We start from the raw sequence: 19,768 nt of genomic DNA, 5'->3' as shown, positions 1-19,768 counted from the left end.
TTCGGACTTGAATGATGGTTATTTTCACTCCGCCTGAGTGTCCTACATAGCAAACAATCGGTCTGTACGCTAGCGGGCAAGCTCCGCCTTAAGAGAAGAGCGCCGTCTTTTCTCAGATGACCGTACTATTCAAGATGAAGCTCCGATGGAACGCGTGTTTCGCCGATGAGGATGCTGGGCAACGAACGGGTTCTACGCCAACGTTACGATGAATCGATCAACGTTGATTGCCTGCCCTCGGTCTGAGTAGTTTCCGACCCTATCGTTACTGTCTGTGCGCCAGTAGTCTGCCTACCTATATGGTGAAGTCCGTCTTGTGGACGACGATTGAATCCGTGCTGGAAGAATTCGCTTCCTCGACCTCCGTCCACAAAGGTTCTCAATCATGCATATAAACGAGTCTCTAACGCCTAACGCAGAGGTGACACGAGAGCTCTCCCCAGTCATTTTCGACGTTGACGGACTGCTGCTGGCTTCGTCTCACGAGCGCGCATGGCGCGAAGCCCTTGACGACCCTCGCGAGAAGGCGCGTTTTAACACCAGGATGTACCAATCGCAGGTGGCGGGTAGGCCGCGCTTGAGCGGCGCATTGGCCGGCCCTGTGGGCATTGGGAGTGCCCAATGCCGAACACTTCGCGTCCGTCCATGCGCAGGCAAAGCAGCGGCGCGCCGAGCAAGTGATTGAAGCGGGCGCGATGACCGCCTTCCCTGATGCGATCCGGTTGGTCGTAGCGGGAAGGGCGCTCGGATGGCCTGTTACGGCGGCGTCCTCGTTGAAGGATGCCAACGCCATGATGCGGAAGATTCGCCGAGACGTGGGGCACTCTTTATTTGATGCGTTCGGGGCTAAAGTCTGCTGTCGCGATTTGCCGCAGGGAGAGCCGAACCCCGAAATTTTGCTGCTCGCAGCAAAAGAGCTGTTGGAAACGCCGAGGAGCTGTTTCGTGATGGAAGACGCGCCAACTGGTATCGAAGCTGCCCGCGCTGGGGGTATGGCGGCGCTTGTCGTGGCACGCCTTGCTGACGCTGGTCTTCTATCCGCTGTCGGTGCCACGCTTATCGTGACCACTCGCGATGAAGTCGTTATCGATCAATCGTCTAAGGGCCGGCTCCGCCGGAAAGCGCCATGACAACCCCGCAGAGTATGGACCAGACACTGACGCCAACCAGCAATCGCGACTGGATCATGGAGGAGGGCGGCTACGATCCACTGCGCGAAACGAGCCGGGGAGCGCGTTTTGCCATCAGCAACGGCTTTCTGGGCGTGCGAGGTGCGCGGGCAATTCATCGCGGCGGTCGCTGGGTAGACACGTCGCGTACGCTGGTTGCGGGGCTGTTTGATACGCCGGATGACGAACAGGCAATACCAGGGCTTGTCGCTACCCCCGACTGGCTTCAGGTGCATATATTGCTGGATAGCGAGCCGCTCGTGCACCGACCCGGCGACGGGGATTCGCAGCGACGAATTCTCGACATGAGGCGGGGTACGCTAATTACCGAGGACCGTCTTTCGAACTCGGCAGGCGTAGGCGTGCGGCTGCGCAGTGCGCACATCGTCTCGCTCGGCCAACGCTCAATCGGCCTGCAACTCCTCGAGTTGGAGATCGAGCAGGCAGGGATCGAGGTCACACTCAACGCGTCTTTCGAGAGCCTGAATATCGGGCTCAAGTCTGAACGGATCGAATCCGGGTTGGGCATATGGCACGCGATCTCTACCGGCAAGCATCTTGCGATTGCTGCGGGGTTGACGCTGCAGTTCGAGGGGCGGGATGTTCCCGCTACCTGTTCTGCACCGTTCGCATGGTCTTGGACCTGGAAATCCCAACGAGGACAGATCGGTTCGCTGGAGCGTCTGGTCTCCATCACGCGGGGCGATATGGAAAGCGTCGACTCGAGCCAGGAAGCGCAAGCTGCGCTTGGCGTCGCACGTAAGCTGGGTTGGTCTGGTGTCATGGCGGCTCATGAGGAGGCATGGGCGGCCCGTTGGGACGCCAGCGATGTCGAGATAGAGGGAGATCCCGCCGCACAGCAGGCGGTGCGGTTCGCGATCTACCACCTGAACGGAGCGGCAAACCCCGCCGACGAGCGTGTCTCGATTGCCGCACGCGCGTTGACCGGCGACGACTATCGGGGACACGTGTTCTGGGACACGGAGATCTATCTGCTTCCGTTCTACATTCTGACCTGGCCGGAAGCGGCCCGGGCGCTGCTGATGTACCGCTTTCGCACGCTTGACGGCGCGCGGTCAAAGGCCACCGGAATGGGTTGCAAAGGAGCGCTTTACGCATGGGAATCCGCTGACACGGGCGCCGAGGTATCCCCATCGAAGGTTATCGGCCCGGATCGTAAAGTTGTCGACGTGCGGTGTGGCAAGGAGGAGCAGCACATCAGCGCAGACGTCGCCTACGCGGTCTGGCAGTACTGGCTGGCGACTGGCGACGAGATTTTTCTTCGCGAGGCCGGCGCGGAGATCCTCTTCGAGACCGCGCGTTTCTGGTCAAGCCGCGCAAAGGCAGACGCTGACGGTCACTGGCATATCCGGTGTGTGATCGGTCCCGACGAATATCATGAGTCGATTGACGATAACGCATTTACCAATGTCATGGCACGCTGGAACATTCGACGCGCGCTAGACACCAGCGCGTTATTGCGCGAGCGCTGGCCCCAAACTTGGGAAAATCTCTCGGGTCGTATCGGGTTGGATGAGGGCGAGCTGAAGCAATGGCGCATCATTGCCGACATGGTGGTGACGGGCTTTGATTCATCGACCGGACTTTTCGAACAATTTGCAGGTTTTTTTGCGCTCGAAGACATCGATCTCGGCAACTATGTGGGGCGTTCAGTCCCTATGGATGTGGTGCTCGGCCGCGAGCGCACCCAAAAGTCGCAAGTGATCAAGCAGGCAGACGTCGTGGCGCTGCTGGCGCTTCTTCCGGACGAGTTCAACGGCGACTCGGACGCGAAGAACTTCGACTACTATGCCAAACGCTGTGGTCACGGGAGTTCGTTGAGCCGTGCCATGCATGGAATCGTCGCCGCCCGGCTTGGACAAAGCGAGGTCGCAATGGATTTTTTCAGTGGGACGGCGGCAATCGACCTTGACGATAGCGAGGCTGCCATCGATGGTGGCGTGCACATAGCGGGTTTGGGTGGGATATGGCTCATGGCCGTATACGGTTTTGCCGGCCTATCGTTTAACGCCGATCACCTCAGTCTGGACCCCAGACTTCCGCCAGGTTGGAAAAGGCTTGTGTTCAGGGTGCAGTGGCGCGGCCGACGTCTCCACCTCGGGATTACACGGGCCATGGCAAGTCTGGAGGTCACTCTGGAAGGGGGGCAGCCAATGAAACTCGTCGTCAGCGATAGAGAGTTTCGGCTCAACTCTTCGGAAACCCTCCGCATCTCAATTGACCCGGAAGATCGCGAGGCACCGCGTCAGAATCCGCCAGCCGATGTGCCTGAGACGGTCGCCCGTTAACATTCGCGATTCTTTAGGCTTCAATTGGATAACTGGGCGCTCCAATATTTATCTATTTTCTGACTCTGCTGCTGGAAATTCCCGTGCGCTGCGAATACGTTTTTCTTGACCTCGGGAGCCGCGTCCATCTTGCCTTTGGTCGTATCGAGCACCAGCATGGTGACCCCCTCGGTTGCCTTGAAATCAGCCCATGGCACGGGAACATTTTTTTCGTCAATTCCAAACATACCGCCTCGACCTACTACAAGATACGCAATCTTGCCTGTCTGCGGACTCAGGACAATGTCGTTGATGCTTCCAAGATCCTCACTCTGCAGGTTGACCACGCTGGTGCCAATCAATTCGGCGGACCGGAAAGAGTTGCCATCACCTGCGACGGGTTGGGCACTTGCGATCTGGCGAATCCTCCAATCCGGCGTGCCACCCGCCGAACGATCAGCGTGGCCCATATCTGCCGAGTAACCTTTGTAGATCGCGCGGCTCGCCGTCAGTAACGACTCGCAATCCTGTTGCTCGCCACGTCGGGCGAGTATGTTGGCCGATGTCATCAGCGTTCGTACTTCGTAAGCGGGGCGAGCTGACCGGTAGGAACCGTCGGGCGGAAGACCGTTTGGAGTGCTGCCGCGGCTTGGTGGCAACGTGTCCGGTTCGCCGGTGCCGTAGCCGTACATCGGTGACCCATCGCCATAGCCGAAGCCGTAACCGCCCCCGCGTAGCCAATAACCGTTCTTTCTCATCTGGCTGTCGAAAGCGCGCAGATCGTTCAAACATTTTTGCGCCGGCTTCATGTCCGGCCTCGAGGTGCTTGCGCTTTTCTGGATTGGTGCGGCGCTGGCATCTGACAGCTGTGCGGCGAGTAGCGAACCAGAGAAGACCACGCACGCGCAAGCTGTCACTGACATAGCCAGTGTCGGGCGGCGAGCGAGTGCCGATTCTTTTATGCTGTTCATGGTGCAAACCTCCTTGCTTCGGTTAGAAAAGTATCGTAAGGAGCGCCTCCATGAATCGCGTCAACCGAACCAAGGCGGAGACACACCCGACCGGCGGTATGTCGTCTTTCGGATCGCAGGCGGCGGTCTGTCGAAACGTTCGCTTTTTATAGCGTCGAGGCAAACCAACGGGACGAGGATACTGTCTCACGTAAGGCGCGTTTGGTCTGTACGTTAGTGTGCAGTGACATCCGGCAGCCCGGTACACAGACTCATTGCATGAAGGTGGCATCGCCGATTAATGCTATGAAGTTACGTCAGATTGGATGCCTTGCCAGTGATTTTCGCGCCTGGGCGAAAGTGCCTGTCATGAGTCGAATACTGCATCACAGCGGTTTCTCCGCCAGGTCCGTCTACCCTGTCTTCTCCCGAAGGAAATTCGTCGCTATGGGTTTCCCTTCATCACGGACTGTCCGGTAGTGGACAGAACTCGCCCTTGGAAAAGCGGATCATTCAAGTGTGGATGTTTCTGCCACCATGGTTTGATCTGTCGATCTGCCAGCCATTTGCACGAGAGCGGAAAGTCCTCGCGCAGCAGAGCCGATTGAAGTTTCTCATATGTTGTGCCCCGGTGACCAGGGAACTCCCCTTCACACCGTTGCCTTGCAGTTTGCTGAATACGAAGGAGATACAAATGTCACATTATTACTGGAACGACTGGTATTTTGGCTGGGGATGGTTTTTGTGGTTCGCCGTGTTCATGCTGATTTTTTCAAGCTTCGGGAATTGGGGCTATACCTATCGCGCTCACAGAAACTATGGGCAGCAGCCACGTAAGCAGGCCCTCGATATTCTCAATGAGAGGTACGCCCGCGGAGACATAGAGCTGGCCGAATACAACGCAATGAAGTCAGAGATGGCCAAGATATAAGGCAGTAGAAACCGTGAGCTCGCCGTGACCAAAACGTCCGCTGCAACGCTTCGTGGTTCGGGCTGAAAGTTTCAAGGGCGGAGATCGATCGCCGCTCGCTACCAACACCGGAAGCCGCAATCATGAAAGCACAGACGTTGACGCCTGAACAGATCAGAGGCTTGGATTGTTACTGGCGCGCTGCCAATTATCTGTCGGTCGGTCAGATCTATCTTTATGACAATCCATTGCTTCGGGAACCGCTCAACCTGTCGCACGTCAAGCCGCTGGTGGTTGGCCATTGGGGGACCGTTCCGGGCCAGAACTTTATCTATGTGCATCTGAATCGCATCATCAAGAAATACGATCTGAACATGTTCTACGTCGCGGGGCCTGGGCACGGAGGTGCGGCACTCGTCGGCAATGTCTACCTTGAAGGAACGTGGAGTGAAGTTTATCCAGAGATCACCCAGGACGAGGCTGGCCTCAAGAAGCTGTTCACACAATTTTCATGGCCCGGCGGCATTTCCAGTCATGTCGCGCCGACGACCCCAGGATCGATTCACGAAGGTGGCGAACTTGGCTATTCGTTAAGCCATGCATTTGGAGCCGTGTTCGACAATCCCGGGCTGATTGCCGCTTGTATAGTCGGCGACGGCGAGGCGGAGACGGGACCGCTAGCGACGGCGTGGCAATCCAACAAACTGCTCGATCCGATCACCGACGGTGTGGTTCTGCCGATCTTGCACCTCAATGGCTACAAGATAAGCAATCCGACCGTGCTAGCTCGCATTGGACATGAGGAACTGGACCAGTTCTTTCGTGGCTGTGGATGGACGCCTTACTTCGTTGAGGGAGACGAGCCGGAGAAGATGCACGAGCTCATGGCCACGACCCTGGAAAAGGTCGTCAGTAACATTGAGGCAATCCAGAGGCATGCGCGGGAAACGAACGACGTCGCACGTCCGAGCTGGCCGATGATCGTTCTCAGGTCCCCGAAGGGGTGGACCGGACCCAAGGTCATTGACGGATTGCAGATCGAAGGCACTTTCCGGTCGCACCAGGTTCCGCTACTGGTGGATTCGGAGCATCCTGGTCATGTCGAGTTGCTCGAAAGCTGGATGAAAAGCTATAAGCCCGAGGAACTGTTCGACGAAGGTGGCCGACTCATACCAGAAGTGGCTGAACTCGCGCCGAAAGGGGACCGGCGAATGGGTTCAAACCCGCATGCCAACGGTGGCCTGCTATTACGTGACTTAAGAATGCCGGATTTTCGTGTGCATGCCGTCGGCATTCCTGCGCCCGGTGCCGTCAACGCACAAGATACGCTAGTGCTCGGAAAATTTCTGCGTGACGTGGCAAGTCTGAATGAGGACCAACGCAACTTCCGCGTGGTGGGGCCCGATGAAACACTGTCGAACCTGCTTGGCTCTGTCTTTGAGGTAACCAAACGACAGTGGGACGCGCGTCAGCTGAGCAGTGACGAATTTCTCGCGCCTTCCGGTGGCGTGCTGGACTCGATGCTCAGCGAGCATCAATGCGAAGGATGGCTGGAAGGCTACCTGCTAACCGGAAGACATGGACTATTCAACAGCTATGAAGCGTTCATCCGTATTATCGACTCGATGTTCAGCCAGCACGCTAAATGGTTGAAAGTCACCCGGGAACTGCCATGGCGTCGCCCGATCGCCTCGCTAAACTATCTACTCGCCTCGCATGTCTGGCAGCAGGACCACAATGGTTTCACGCACCAGGACCCCGGGTTTATCGATCATGTAATCAACAAGAAGGCTGACATCGTTCGCGTTTATCTGCCGCCTGACGCGAACTGCCTGTTGTCTGTGGTCGATCACTGTCTGCGCAGTCGCAACTATGTCAATGTGGTGGTGGCCGGCAAACATGCGCTGCCTCAATGGCTCACGATGGAGGCGGCCGTCGTGCATTGCACGGAAGGCGTGGGCATCTGGCAATGGGCGAGCAACGATCAGGACGTCGAGCCAGATGTTGTAATGGCCTGCTGCGGCGACACACCTACGCTGGAAATTCTCGCCGCCGTTTCCATACTTCGTGAGCATCTGCCCGAGCTCAAGATTCGCGTTGTCAACGTGGTCGATCTGATGAAGCTTCAGTCTTGTACTGAGCACCCGCACGGTTTGAGCGATCAGGACTACGACTCGCTGTTTACGAAAGACAGGCACATCATATTTGGCTTTCATGGGTACCCCTGGCTGGTGCACCGGCTGACATATCGCAGGACCAACCGCAACCTGCACGTCCGCGGATACAAGGAGGAGGGCACCATCACGACGGCCTTCGACATGCGCGTGCAGAATGACCTGGACCGATTTCATCTGGTGCAGGATGTGATCGATCGCGTGTCTGGTCTGGGGTCGAAAGGTGCGTACCTGAAACAGCAGATGCAAGACAAGCTTATCGAGCATAAGCATTACATCGATAGACACGGACTGGACATGCCGGAGATATGCAACTGGAAATGGCAAGGATGAAATGGTGATCTTCCGCTGTTCGATCTGGATCATGTCCCCGGATTAACCTGCGGTATTCAGAGGATATTTTCACCCCCCCCAAACGGTCATTCGCCCTCCCAATAAGGAGCACCGAAAATGTTGAGAAGTATTGAGAGTATCTATGGATGTACGGTTGCTGCGCTTGATGGCGATATCGGAACAGTCGAGCAGGCATATTTCGACGACGAGGCGTGGGGTGTACGTTATCTCGTGGTCGGGACGGGAAGCTGGATCAATGAACGAAAGGTACTGATTTCGCCGTATTCGATCAAGCACTGGGAACCAGGTTCGGGCGTCGTGCACGTTGATCTCACCCGTCAGCAGATCAAGGACAGTCCGGATATCGACACGAACATCCCTGTGTCACGGCAGCACGAAAGTCAATATCTGAACTACTACGGGTATCCGAGATATTGGGCGGGGGCATCTCTGTGGGGGGCGGACGGGCGTCCGGACTTCGGCGTCAGAGACTCTGAAACTGCCGTTGCAGCGGAAGCACGCGCGCGACTCGATTGGGAAGGCTATGATCCACCCGCCGACGTTCATCTACGCAGCACGAAAGCAGTGACGGGGTATCACATTGAGGCTGTCGACGGCAACATCGGTCACGTCTCGGGCTTCATCTTCGACGATGCAGTGTGGGTTATCCGCTACCTGACTGTCGATACCCGGAGTTGGTGGCCTGGTGGCAAGGAAGTGCTGTTAGCGACGAAATGGATTGAACTCGTCGATTGGATTGGATCCGCCGTTTCTACAACACTCACCCGTGCAGAAATCAAAAATAGCCCTCCACGAGACGAATCCATTCCGCCGGACCGCGCGCATGAAGTGATGCTTCATCAACACTATGGCAAGGATGGGTATTGGTCGGAGGACAACACCGGTATGCAGATCTCGCAGAAGGTCGGGTCGCGCGAGTTCACCGCGATACTTAAGCTGGATGGCAGCGTTATTCTGAAAGAGGGAAACAGGGATGTGTCCCGCTTTACCCTCAATGCGGCCGTTCCGATGTTTGCAGAAAATCACGATGGGCCGGCGATGCTCGATGCCACAATCGCGCAATTGCTGTGTTCTCTTATATTGGGATATGCCCGGGTAACTTGACAGTTTCTGACGGCGGAATAGGCGGGTCGGAATGCCGCAAGTCCGGGTGGTTGACGACAAATACCGCCGCGCGTCGTTATGCCAAAGGCGTCACTTCGCCGTCGGCGAGTCGGCTCAAGTCGACGGAATCCGGCACACCACCTCCGCGCGCCATTTCCGACGGCACGAGAGACTCGGAAAATGGGACGAGCGTCGTCAATATCGGGCGTCGGTCGTCTGGTGTCGAGACATGCGGCGGCCGCTGCTTGAGACTTCCGCGAGCTTCGGATCCAGTCTGTCCGCGATGCGCTCAGGTCTGAGTAGTTTCCGATTCTTTCGACCTGATCCCACAGCAACTATGATCGAATCATCGGCTGTGCGCCGGCACTCTAGCCCGTCAGGCGATCAATGCGGCAACAAGGAGACGGAACAAATGAAACGCTTGATTCTGTTAAGTTCCGTGTCTGCGTCCGTCTGCCTCGGGCTGGCAGGCCAGGTGCTTGCCGCTCAGCCTCTGACGCTCGACCCGACAAGCGCCGCGCCCCCCGATGGGATGGATGTTGCATTCGCAAAGCCTGCGGGTCAATGCCTGCGGGATCTAAGCGCCTTCAGCAATCAGATGGCGAAAGACGGCTACTGGGTGGGCGGGTCTCAATACGCCTATGGCTATCCGGCCGGCGGTTTGGGGTACGGGTGGTACGGGCACACAGGGGGCGACAAGCCGCAGTCGGCTGCTAACGCCTACCGGAACGCCCGGCCGGGATACAACGTCCGCGTTCTCATGGCCTCTGCCACCATACTTGCCCGACATGGTCAGGAGCAGTCATGTGAAAAGCTGCTTGGCACCACCCGCGAGTTATACAAAAGCTATGTGATTGATCAGCACAGTGGGAGAGCGGCACTGGCAGACCCACCGGAATGGCAACAGCGGCAGCTCGCCGCCGCAAAGCCGGTCGCAGGCCAGAATATCGCATTCCGCTCAGATGAGTTGCTCGGAACGGAGGTGCGCAATCCGCGGAACGAACCTCTTGGCAGCATTGATGATCTTGTGATGAGCCCTCAGACGGGCAAGATCGCGTATCTGGTAATCGGCCGTGGTGGTGTGTTTGGAATCGACGAAAAATATGTTCCGGTTCCGTGGGAGGACTTCAAGGCGACGCCGAACGTGAGTCTGCTCGTACTGGACACCACCAGGAGCGCCATGGATGCCGCACCTCAGGTAAAAAATGACCAGTTCAAGATTGCTGGACATTTCGATCAGGAGAGTCAAAAGGTGGACGCTTACTGGAACGCAACCCTGTCGAAAACGGGGCAATAGCCGATCATACCGTCGCTCCGATCGTGCGCCGATTCACCATACAGGCGCCTTATTTCCTTTAAGCCGCGTAATGCAACGGAGCCGCTGATTCGGATATCACGGCGTTGGCGTCGCCAGTTGGGCGATTCACAGCGTATTTTTTCCTGCAGTGAGCGAAGCCTTCATCGGAAAATGTGATGCCTCTGCCTCATAACAAGTCGTACGACACCCACGAGGTGGGTGAACCAACTTATTAAACTGCTTTGCTGTCATCGCGGCTTTTCGCCATTCTTGATGGTTTCCGAGCGCATGTAGAGGGAGTGAGACTGATGCGAAAATGCAGCCTGGGCAGCGCACTCGCAATTGGGATGATCGCTGCGGTATCGATACTAGACGGCTCCGCCTACGCGCAATCGGATTCGAAAGACGTCGCATCAGAGGCAACGACGGCCATGGGCACGGCACAAGATGCTGGAGTCCCTGCGCCAAGGGTACAAGGGGGGTCGGCGATCGTAATGGTCTATTCGGATTTCCTGTCTCACATAGACCGGGCCGAGGTGGCCGACGTGACCGTCGCGGGTCACGTCGCCTACGGAGCACTCAAGGATGGCACCAGATTTCGTGTAATCGTTCCTGGTGACGCCGGCGTGATTGCGAGTCTCGTCAGTCACCACGTACGCGTAACTATCGCATCAGATGACGACGGCTGGATATCGAACGGTCTTCTAATGACTTTGCTATCTTTGGGCCTGGTTATCGCGGGCACGATTCTGTTGATGCGGCGAGGGGCGACGCGCGGTGGCGGTGTTAATACTTCCTTTGGTCATTCCCGGGCGCGTTTGTTGACTCAGACTTCGCACCGTATCACGTTCGCCGATGTTGCCGGAATCGAAGAAGCAGAGGAGGAACTGTCAGAGATCGTTCAATACCTCAAGAACCCGGCGAAATACCAGCGACTTGGCGGAAGGGTGCCCAAGGGCGTGCTGCTGGTCGGGCCACCGGGCACCGGCAAGACGCTGTTGGCGCGCGCTGTCGCTGGTGAAGCGGGTGTGCCGTTCTTTACCATCTCCGGATCGGATTTCGTCGAGATGTACGTCGGCGTAGGCGCGGCGCGGGTACGCGATATGTTCAGCGAGGGCAAGAAGAACGCACCCTGCATCATTTTCATCGACGAGATTGATGCCGTTGGCCGCCACCGGGGCGTGGGCACGGGTAACGACGAGCGCGAGCAGACAGTGAACCAACTTCTGGTCGAGATGGACGGGTTCGAAGCCAACGAAGACGTCATCGTGATCGCTGCGACCAATCGGCCGGATGTGCTGGACCCGGCGCTGCTCCGGCCCGGTCGGTTCGATCGTCAGGTGACGGTTTCATACCCGGACGTGCTGGGGCGCGAGAAAATTCTCAAGGTACATATGCGCAAGGTACCCCTCGGGCCTGATGTCACTGCCTTGACCCTCGCGCGCGGCACGCCTGGATTCTCGGGTGCTGATCTCGCCCATCTTGTCAACGAAGCTGCGCTGCTGGCCGCTCGCTGCGATCGCCCACACGTAACGGGAACCGACTTCGAGCACGCCAGAGATAGGGTTCTGATGGGCGCGGAGCGGCGCTCGCTGACACTCACCAAAGAAGAGCGGGAAATGACGGCCTATCACGAAGCGGGGCATGCACTGGTCGCGTTCCACTCGCCGGGACATGATCCGCTCCATAAGGTCAGCATCGTGCCACGGGGGCGTGCTCTAGGCGTCACCATGTCGTTGCCGGAGCGGGATCGGCACTCCTTCTCCAGGAGGGAGCTCGAGTCGAAGATCGCAATGATGTTCGGTGGGCGCGTCGCCGAAGAACTGATTTACGGCGCAGACGAGGTCACCACTGGCGCCAGTGATGACATCCGCCAGGCGACGCTGCTGGCGCGGCGCATGGTGACCGAGTTCGGGTTCAGCGAAACACTTGGGCCAGTGTATTGTGAAAGTCGGCAGGAGACGTTTTCAGGTGCTGCCGCCGACGTGTCTCCAGCTACCGCCCTGGCTATCGACATGGAGGTTCGGCGTGTCACCGAAGGAGGGCGGGCAAGGGCGCGCCTGATCCTGAACGACCATATCGATCAGCTCAGACTGTTCGCCCACGCGTTGCTTGAGCGGGAGTCGCTCTCTGGTGAGGAGATCGGGGTGCTGCTGACGGCCAGGTTGCCGGAGCATCGAGAGATTGGCGTTGAAATATTCTCGAGCTCGGTGGAACAATGCTGACACAGCATGCGACGGATACGCCGGGGCGTAATTGTTGCCCAAAAGGCAATACCTTCTAGCCATCGCAGTCATCCCAGATTCTCACCACGCGCGAAGGGGGTCATGGTCCGACCGTTAAATCCGGTCGTACAGTGCCATATGGAGTGCGGATTGCTGCCTTACATGGACGGATGTGAGAGCCCTTGATGTGTGTGCTCGTACAGGGTCTGCCAGCGCTCGCACCGTGTTGCGGTCGGACATACAATCAGTCGCTCGAAGGCAATATCCGCGCAACATCCGACACAGACACCGTAGGTGTTCGCGCCGAGGCGGCCCCGTGCTTTCGCGACGCTCTCCAGTTCATGGGCTGAATGTTCCGCCAGAGCGAGGTCTCTATCAATTATCTGCTCGGCGTAGGCTCGGTCAGCATCACCGCTGTCCGGAATTGCGGGTTCGTCACGCGGCTCGCCGTTGCGTTGGCCTCCTGCGCGATCCAGCGTAGAACGCGCCGCTGCTTCCTGCTGGTCCAGCAATGCGCCCAGCCGAGCTTTTTGTGTCCTTTAAGTGGCTTCATCAAATCACCCCAATGAAATCTGTTTAGACCGATGCGATAGCGTTTGTGACGACCTTTCCGGGCAAAATACTCACGCTAGAGATTAACTCTGCGTTTTGGCCTGGGCATGGGGCCTTGTTAGGAGGCACGTCAGGGTTTATAGACCTGCGTTAGATGATCAGTGAAAAGCATCCACAGCGCGAGGACCCCCAATGCCACGATTCCTACGGCCACGATCAGCTCGATCCTGTTAAACGGAAACTCGTGCGGCGCGTGTTCCTTGCGGGCCCAGATGAACACCAGGTTGCCCAGCGCGAAGAACACCGCACCGACAAGCATGTACTGCAAGCCGGCGGCATACACTAGCCACAGGCCGTAGATTGTGCCCAGGACACTGGAGACCAGCGCCATCGGCTTACCGATCTTCGCCGTCGGAGGGTACTGTCCCGTTGCCATCAACTTCCACAGATATCCAGTTGATCCGATGTACGCGGGCAGAATCATGACGCCGGTGATCGAGAGCATGACGTTCCAGGCGTTGTTCGAGAAGTAGACGAGGAGCATCATCGCCTGCATCACCGCACTGGATACCCATAGGGAGACCGACGCCGCATCGTTTTTGTTGGTCGTGGCGAACACCTTTGGATAGGATCCATCCCTGGCTCCGGCCCACGGCAACTCCGCGACGAGGATGGTCCACACGAGCCAGCAGGATAGAACCGAAATGATGACGCCTGCGTTGACGAAGTATTCGGCCCACTTGCCGAGCAGCGAGCCAAGGATTGCTGCCATCGCAGGCGGTGAAATTGCGGCGAGTTTTGCCTGCGACATAACGCCGAACGGCAGGACCGAGACGAGAACGTAGATTGCGGTGACGGAAAGGAAGCCCAGCAGCGTTGCACGGCTGACGGTCTTCGCGTCGGACCGGTCAGACATCACCACCGCACCTTCGATCCCGATGAAGACCCACAGCGTGACCAGCATTGTGCTTTTCACCTGGGCGAGGAGGCTGCCAAGAGGCTTGCCTGCGGGCGGCGCTGCGCTCACATGGCCCCAGAAGTCGCTGCCAAACAGTCCGGCCTTCATCGAGAACGCGACGATCAGAATGAAAAATGCGATTGGGATGAACTTGGCAACCGTGCCGATGATGTTGAGTGCCGCTGCGCCCTTGATGCCGCGCAGCACCAGCCAGTTCATGATCCAGAAGAGGACCGAGGCCACGATGACCGCCTGCCATGTATTGCCACCCTTGAAATATGGCGGGAAGAATGCATTAAGCGTGTCCATCAGCAGCACGCCGAAGCCAACGTTGCCGAAGGCCGACGACAGCCAGTACCCCCAGGCGATCTGGAACCCCGCGTACTTGCCGAAGCCGGTACGCGAGTACATGTAGATCCCCGAAGTCAGTTCCGGCTTGATGTCTGCCAGCACCTGGAGGGTTCGGGCCAGAAAGAAGATGCCGAGTCCCGACACGAGCCACGCGATGAGAACGGCCCCCAGCGAGGCGAACTGCGCCATGTTTTGCGGCAGGTTGAATACGCCGCCGCCGACCATGGCACTGACGACCAGCATCGTCATTGCGATCAGTCCTAGCTTCTTGTTGTCCTTCGAAGTCGCTTGCGAGTCAGTCATGATTGTTCCTTTCGAGCCGAGCGGGAGTGGAAGACCGTAGCGGCCCTCACTGCTTCACGCATAAAATCCGGTATCGCCCGGCTTCGACCTCGACGCCATGTGTGTCGTGGGTAAAGCCTGGCATTTCGGCGTCGAACGCCTCGAGCGCCTTGAGATAGCCGAGCAACGGACCCTGTGCGTCGCCGGCGTTTTCGCCGGGCATCATCAGTGGGATTCCCGGCGGATACGGGACCACACCGGTCGCGACGGTGCGGCCCGCCATCTGGTCGAGCGTCAGCGATTCGACATCGCCATTAACGACACGCTCGTAAGCCTGCACCGGGGACAGGACCGGTGCGGGCAACGTGCCGAAGCTCGCGTACAGAAGCTCGGTGGTCCGGCAGTTTTTCACCGCTGCGAACAGTGTGGTTGCGAGGTCCGCGAGTCCGAGGGTGCTGTAGTGATTGGGGTGGGACGTCACGAGAGACGGGATGGCCCGGATAAGCGGGGTGTTCGCGAGCATGTCTCGATGAAATCCAAGCAGGGCGTTGATGAGCGTGCCCCACTTCCCTCGTGTGATACCCATCGAGAACAGGAACAGGCTGGTAAAGTCTGTGGTCTTCTCCACGACGATGCCCTGCGCATCAAGGTAGGCGGCGAGCAACGAGGCCGGAATTCCTTCCGCCGCCAACGTGCCATCACGTTCCATGCCGGGCGTAACGACCGAAACCTTGATCGGGTCCAGCATGCAGTACCCGTCCTCGAGATCGGCAAACCCATGCCACGATTCACCTGGATGCAAAACCCATGCGTCAGGGTTTCGTGCGAGCCTTTCCGGATCGGCGTCGTGGAACGGTGTCGTCTTCCCGGACTCGGCGTCAGTAACCGTGTCCGGTTGCCAGGCATTGAAGAACCAGCTGCCCCGGGCCTGGAATTCGGCGTGAAGCCGGGCCAGGGTCTGCCGGAACGCCACGGCCTCGCGGATTGACTCGCCGGTCAGCGCTTCACCCGAGGGGCCATCCATCATCGCTGCGGCAATGTCATTCGAGGCGATGATCGCGTATTGCGGCGAGGTCGACGCATGCATCATGAACGCGAGATTGAAGCGCTCGTGGTCGATCGGACGACGTCCGTTGCGCACGTGAATGTAGGATGCCTGCGACAGCGCCGCCAGCAGCTTGTGGGTCGACTGGGTCGCAAAAAGCGTTGGACGGGAACCAGACGACGCATCAGGACTGCCATGCATCGCGAAGCGCCTGGCGTAGAGGGGATTGAAGCGCGCATAGCCATACCAGGCTTCGTCGAAATGCAGCCGGTCCACGGATTCTCCGAGCAGCGCTACGACACGCTCCACGTCGTAGCAAAGGCCATCGTAGGTGGAGTTCGTGACCACCGCGTGGATTGGCTTGCCATCGATGTTCTTCGTGACGAGGGCATTGGCTGCAATGCCTTCGTGGACGGCCGCCGGGCTGAGTCGCTGTGAGGGAATCGGTCCGATCAGGCCAAGGTAGTTGCGCGACGGCATCAGGTAGGTCGGAATTGCGCCGGACAGTGTCATCGCGTGCTCGACCGACTTGTGGCAATTGCGGTCGCACAGTGCGATCTGATCGCGTGTTACGCTGGCCATCAGGATCACCCGGTTCGAAGTGGACGAGCCGTTGGTGACGAAATAGGTGCGATCCGCACCGAATATGCGTGCAGCATTACGCTCGGCTTCGCCGATTGGACCTGAGTGGTCGAGGAGCGAACCCAGTTCGGCGACCGAAATCGACAGGTCGGAACGGAACAGTTCTTCGCCGAAAAACTCAAAGAACGCGCGACCGGCCGGATGTTTCAGGAAAGCCGTGCCGCCGCTGTGCCCAGGCGTGTGCCATGAGTACTCGTAGGTGCCGGCAAAGGCAGCCAGTGCCTTGAACATTGGTGGCAACAACGTTGCCCGATAGCGATCGATCGCGGCAGCCACGCGCCCGCCGACGAAGTCGGGGGTATCCTCGAACAGCCAGATATAGTCGTTGACCTGCTCGAGGATACCGGCAGGCACCTGCGCAAGCGAGCCGCTGGAAGCAAGCAGGAACACCGGTAGTAGCGCGGCGCGCCCGCGCACGGCGGCGATAACACTGCGCGCACTCTCATGCTCGGGCGCGCCCACCAGTTCCCAGTCGACAAGCACCGCCTGCAGCAGCGCATGGGTGGCAATCTGCGCCTCGGCTTCGCGCTGCGACACGGCGTCGATGACACCGATGCCGCGCTCTCGCAGATCCTGCACCAACGCGGCGGTCGCGCGGCCGGCGGCGCTTACCTCATCCATTCCGTTATGAACCACCAGCACGCGGCGGTCGAACAGGATTCCAGGGACATCATGCATGAACGCTCCTTTTGCGTTGACCGACGTGCCGCGAATGTCAGCCTCCAGGTGTTTCCTGAGCTGTGGACGAGACGTCGGAAGATCGCGGGTCGTGTGTGCGTTGGGGGCGCATGCTTATTCCTTGACGACGTAGGTGTGGAGCACGATCTTCCCGTCGACATCGTCGGCGTAGACACCCTGCACTTCAAACTCAAATCCGGGAAAGCGGTTGAACGCCTCCTCGAAGACGAGGAAGTAGTCGAGCATTGGCTGCGAGCGCTCGTCAAAGCGCTCGCCGGGCACGACAATGCCGATGCCTGGCGGGTAGATCAGCGCCAGCACAGCCGCGATCCGGCCTTTACACTGAGCGAGCGGCAGATAGTCGACCCGATTTCCCACGAACGCCTCGGTGGCCTGCTGTACCGACATCGCCTGTTCCGGGAAGTGCTCGCTGCGAAAACACAGGCGCTGCAGTTCAGTGACGTTGTGTTCGCGATAGAACTGGTGCATCTCATCGCATAGCCGCTGGAGGGAGTAGCCGCCATAGCGTTCCGGATAACGCGCAAGCGTCGTCGGCAAAACCTCCTCAAGCGGAGCGTCCCTGTCGTATAGCGCCTTGAACCCGACCAGATGAGAGATCAGGGAAGCGCTCTTGCCAGGTTCGACCGCCGGTGTCAGCAGGAACAGGATGCTGGTGAGATCGCACTTCTCCGCCACGATGTTGTGCTCCCGAAGGTACGCGGCGAGCAGCGTGGCGGGTATGCCGAACTTGCTGTACTTGCCGGTCTGCCGATCGAATCCGGGGGTGATCAGTGTCAGCTTGTTGGGATCGGTGATCGCCCAGTTGGGCGCGGCATGGCGGAAACCGTGCCAGCGAGCCCCGGGCGCGAGTGCCCAGCAGGCCTGCTCGCGCGCCAGCACATCGGTTGGGATCTCCTCCCACGGTACGCTCTCGAGATCGGGGCTCACATTCGAACCCACAAGGGTCACGACATCGGGCACGAACGGATCGAAGAACCATGCAGTACGTTCATCCGTTGACGCGTCTATGAACCTTGACTTGAGTACACGCAGCTTCTTGCGGGTCTCGATGCCGATCCGTATCGCGTCGCCCCAAAGCACCAGTCCATTTCGTCCCTTGTGCATGTGGGCGTCGACATCGAGACTCGCAAACAACGGATAGAACGGTGAGGTCGAACAATGCAGCATGAACATCTCGTTAAAGCGCCGGTGCTCCGTGCGTCGTGACTGCCCCTTGATGTGTTGATCCTTGATGTGAATCTGCGAGGCCTGCGAAAATCCGGCGAGCTGTTTGTGGGTTGACTGGCACGCAACGATTCCAGGGCTCCTTGCGTCGAGATGTTCGATGCCCATGGCAAAGTGCCCCGCGAACAGCGGGTGGAACTTCATGAAACCCGCCCACGCCTCGTCGAAATGGACGTAGTCGCACAGGTGGCCTATACGTTCGATGAGGCTCGTGGCGTTGTAGATCGTCCCGTCATAGCTGCACTGCTCGATGATTGCGAGCCGGAATGGCCGCTCGCGCAGCCACGCTTCCTTGTCCGTGATGAGCGGGTGCGTGCGAATCTGCTCGCGCAACCTGGTTTCGTCCAGGGCCTCGTAGTCGATCGGGCCAATCAACCCCTGCGGATTCCGGTCGGTCTCTACATAGATGGGAATCGCACCGGCAAGGAGGAGTGCGCCATGGTGGTTGGACTTGTGATTGTTGCGGTCGAACAGGACGAGATCACCGCGCTTGAGTAAGGCGGCCGTGACGACCTTGTTTGATGTCGAGGTGCCGTTGAGGATGAAATAGGTGCGCTCGGCGCCGAAGACCTTTGCGGCCTCTTTCTCGGCGGCCAGTGCCGCCCCCACGTGGGTGAGCAGATCGCCGAGCTCGGGCACGGAGTTATCAATATCGTTACGGAAGACTGCATCGCCCAGATGCTCGACAAACAGTCGCCCGGCAGGGCTGCGGCGGTAGAACGTGCCGCCCTGGTGGCCGGGGCAAGTCCACATCTGGTTGCCTTCGTAGTCGTAGTCCATCAGGGTGCCGAAGAATGGCGGTTTAAGGCTCGCCGCATAGCGCTCAAGCGCGAAAATCACCTGCTTCGCCGTGAAGCCGGGCGTTTCATTGTCGAGATAGATGTAGCCCGTCACCTCGCCGAGCGGCGCGAGCGACAGCGATTCGACGCCGTTCAATTCACTGACAAGGTAAATCGGCGTGTCCAGTCCGCGATCCTGCCGGATAGTGTTGACCAGATCCTGTACCTCAAGCTCGTTGGGACCGTCGATGGCGAGCAGGAAGCAGCCGATTGCCATATCGCTTTCAGCGGCTACCTTCGCGCCGCTGACGGTGGGGCAGACGTCAGTGCGGAAGTCATAGCCGGACAAGGCGTCGAGGAGCCCCTGCATCAGACGGGCCTCGTTGCTTTGGGGCGCTGTCGCGAAGACCGGGCTGTACAGCAGAACATGGAATAGCTGGTTGTAGGGGACTGCCATATCGGAGATCTCCGGGAAATTGGATTGGTCTGCCAAAGCGCGGCTGTAGACAGGATGGAATGGCGAAGCGTTCGCGACGACTTAATTGGCCGATCTGTTGCACCTTTAATCCGGTCAGTCGTTTCTCGTCTGTCCGGTAGCGGACGAATGGAGAGCCCGGCTCGACTCTGTCCGGCGTGTCGGCTTGATAGATCCTCGAACGCGCGCATCGCTTTTCTCATCAGGTCCATTCCGGCGTCGCCGGAAGAGATGGATTTCGACACATCTGAGTAATTTCCGAACCTGTTGCTTCCGCGTGCGCGATCCTA

At 58.5% G+C, this 19,768-nt stretch carries 11 protein-coding genes; 7 read left to right on the top strand and 4 right to left on the bottom strand.

The window, feature by feature from the left end:
* The first annotated feature begins 614 nt into the window (after positions 1-614).
* Entirely contained in the window at positions 615-1,130 is a 516-nt protein-coding gene (locus FA94_RS16690; protein ID WP_197070215.1) for an HAD-IA family hydrolase, read from the top strand.
* Positions 1,127-3,478, top strand: coding sequence for a glycoside hydrolase family 65 protein (locus FA94_RS16685; protein ID WP_063771785.1), 2,352 nt, complete (start codon positions 1,127-1,129; stop codon positions 3,476-3,478). Before FA94_RS16690 ends, FA94_RS16685 begins: the two co-directional genes overlap by 4 nt.
* A 20-nt stretch (positions 3,479-3,498) precedes the next feature.
* Here FA94_RS16685 and FA94_RS37330 read toward each other — a convergent pair whose 3' ends face one another.
* Positions 3,499-4,428 (bottom strand): PRC-barrel domain-containing protein, encoded by a 930-nt coding sequence (locus FA94_RS37330; RefSeq protein ID WP_081935966.1) that lies wholly within the window; start codon positions 4,426-4,428, stop codon positions 3,499-3,501.
* 673 nt (positions 4,429-5,101) lie between these two features.
* Here FA94_RS37330 and FA94_RS16675 point away from each other — a divergent pair.
* The 5 genes from FA94_RS16675 to ftsH all read left to right on the top strand — a co-directional run bounded on the left by FA94_RS16675 (position 5,102) and on the right by ftsH (position 12,471).
* On the top strand, positions 5,102-5,338 hold the full coding sequence (locus FA94_RS16675; protein ID WP_035553114.1) for an SHOCT domain-containing protein: 237 nt from the start codon (positions 5,102-5,104) through the stop codon (positions 5,336-5,338).
* Positions 5,339-5,460: 122 nt separating this feature from the next.
* Positions 5,461-7,824: a phosphoketolase family protein gene (locus FA94_RS16670; protein ID WP_035553111.1), complete on the top strand. Its 2,364-nt coding sequence runs from the start codon at positions 5,461-5,463 to the stop codon at positions 7,822-7,824.
* A gap of 117 nt (positions 7,825-7,941) precedes the next feature.
* Positions 7,942-8,949, top strand: a complete 1,008-nt coding sequence (locus tag FA94_RS16665) for a PRC-barrel domain-containing protein (protein WP_063771784.1) — start codon at positions 7,942-7,944, stop codon at positions 8,947-8,949.
* A 412-nt stretch (positions 8,950-9,361) separates the two neighbouring features.
* Positions 9,362-10,246: a PRC-barrel domain-containing protein gene (locus FA94_RS37325; protein WP_051980618.1), complete on the top strand. Its 885-nt coding sequence runs from the start codon at positions 9,362-9,364 to the stop codon at positions 10,244-10,246.
* Positions 10,247-10,740: 494 nt separating this feature from the next.
* On the top strand, positions 10,741-12,471 hold the full coding sequence (gene ftsH, locus FA94_RS16655; RefSeq protein ID WP_286166008.1) for an ATP-dependent zinc metalloprotease FtsH: 1,731 nt from the start codon (positions 10,741-10,743) through the stop codon (positions 12,469-12,471).
* A gap of 682 nt (positions 12,472-13,153) precedes the next feature.
* Here the strand turns inward: ftsH and FA94_RS16650 are convergent.
* The 3 genes from FA94_RS16650 to speC form a co-directional block, all read right to left on the bottom strand.
* On the bottom strand, positions 13,154-14,635 hold the full coding sequence (locus FA94_RS16650) for an amino acid permease (RefSeq protein ID WP_035553108.1): 1,482 nt from the start codon (positions 14,633-14,635) through the stop codon (positions 13,154-13,156).
* A gap of 46 nt (positions 14,636-14,681) precedes the next feature.
* Positions 14,682-16,979 (bottom strand): Orn/Lys/Arg family decarboxylase, encoded by a 2,298-nt coding sequence (locus tag FA94_RS16645; RefSeq protein WP_035553105.1) that lies wholly within the window; start codon positions 16,977-16,979, stop codon positions 14,682-14,684.
* A gap of 114 nt (positions 16,980-17,093) precedes the next feature.
* Positions 17,094-19,460, bottom strand: a complete 2,367-nt coding sequence (gene speC, locus FA94_RS16640) for an ornithine decarboxylase (protein ID WP_035553103.1) — start codon at positions 19,458-19,460, stop codon at positions 17,094-17,096.
* Positions 19,461-19,768 lie beyond the last annotated feature (308 nt).

Source organism: Burkholderia sp. 9120, assembly GCF_000745015.1.
Classification (GTDB): domain Bacteria; phylum Pseudomonadota; class Gammaproteobacteria; order Burkholderiales; family Burkholderiaceae; genus Paraburkholderia.
This window is presented reverse-complemented; position numbering and strand designations above follow the sequence as displayed.

Bases quoted from the DNA above. Each gene is read 5' to 3' on its own strand.
- FA94_RS16675 (WP_035553114.1), top strand. From the start codon at position 5,102: ATGTCACATTATTACTGGAACGACTGGTATTTTGGCTGGGGATGGTTT.
- FA94_RS37330 (WP_081935966.1), bottom strand. From the start codon at position 4,428: ATGAACAGCATAAAAGAATCGGCACTCGCTCGCCGCCCGACACTGGCT.
- speC (WP_035553103.1), bottom strand. From the start codon at position 19,460: ATGGCAGTCCCCTACAACCAGCTATTCCATGTTCTGCTGTACAGCCCG.
- FA94_RS16665 (WP_063771784.1), top strand. From the start codon at position 7,942: ATGTTGAGAAGTATTGAGAGTATCTATGGATGTACGGTTGCTGCGCTT.
- FA94_RS37325 (WP_051980618.1), top strand. From the start codon at position 9,362: ATGAAACGCTTGATTCTGTTAAGTTCCGTGTCTGCGTCCGTCTGCCTC.
- FA94_RS16645 (WP_035553105.1), bottom strand. From the start codon at position 16,979: ATGCATGATGTCCCTGGAATCCTGTTCGACCGCCGCGTGCTGGTGGTT.
- FA94_RS16685 (WP_063771785.1), top strand. From the start codon at position 1,127: ATGACAACCCCGCAGAGTATGGACCAGACACTGACGCCAACCAGCAAT.
- ftsH (WP_286166008.1), top strand. From the start codon at position 10,741: ATGGTCTATTCGGATTTCCTGTCTCACATAGACCGGGCCGAGGTGGCC.
- FA94_RS16670 (WP_035553111.1), top strand. From the start codon at position 5,461: ATGAAAGCACAGACGTTGACGCCTGAACAGATCAGAGGCTTGGATTGT.
- FA94_RS16650 (WP_035553108.1), bottom strand. From the start codon at position 14,635: ATGACTGACTCGCAAGCGACTTCGAAGGACAACAAGAAGCTAGGACTG.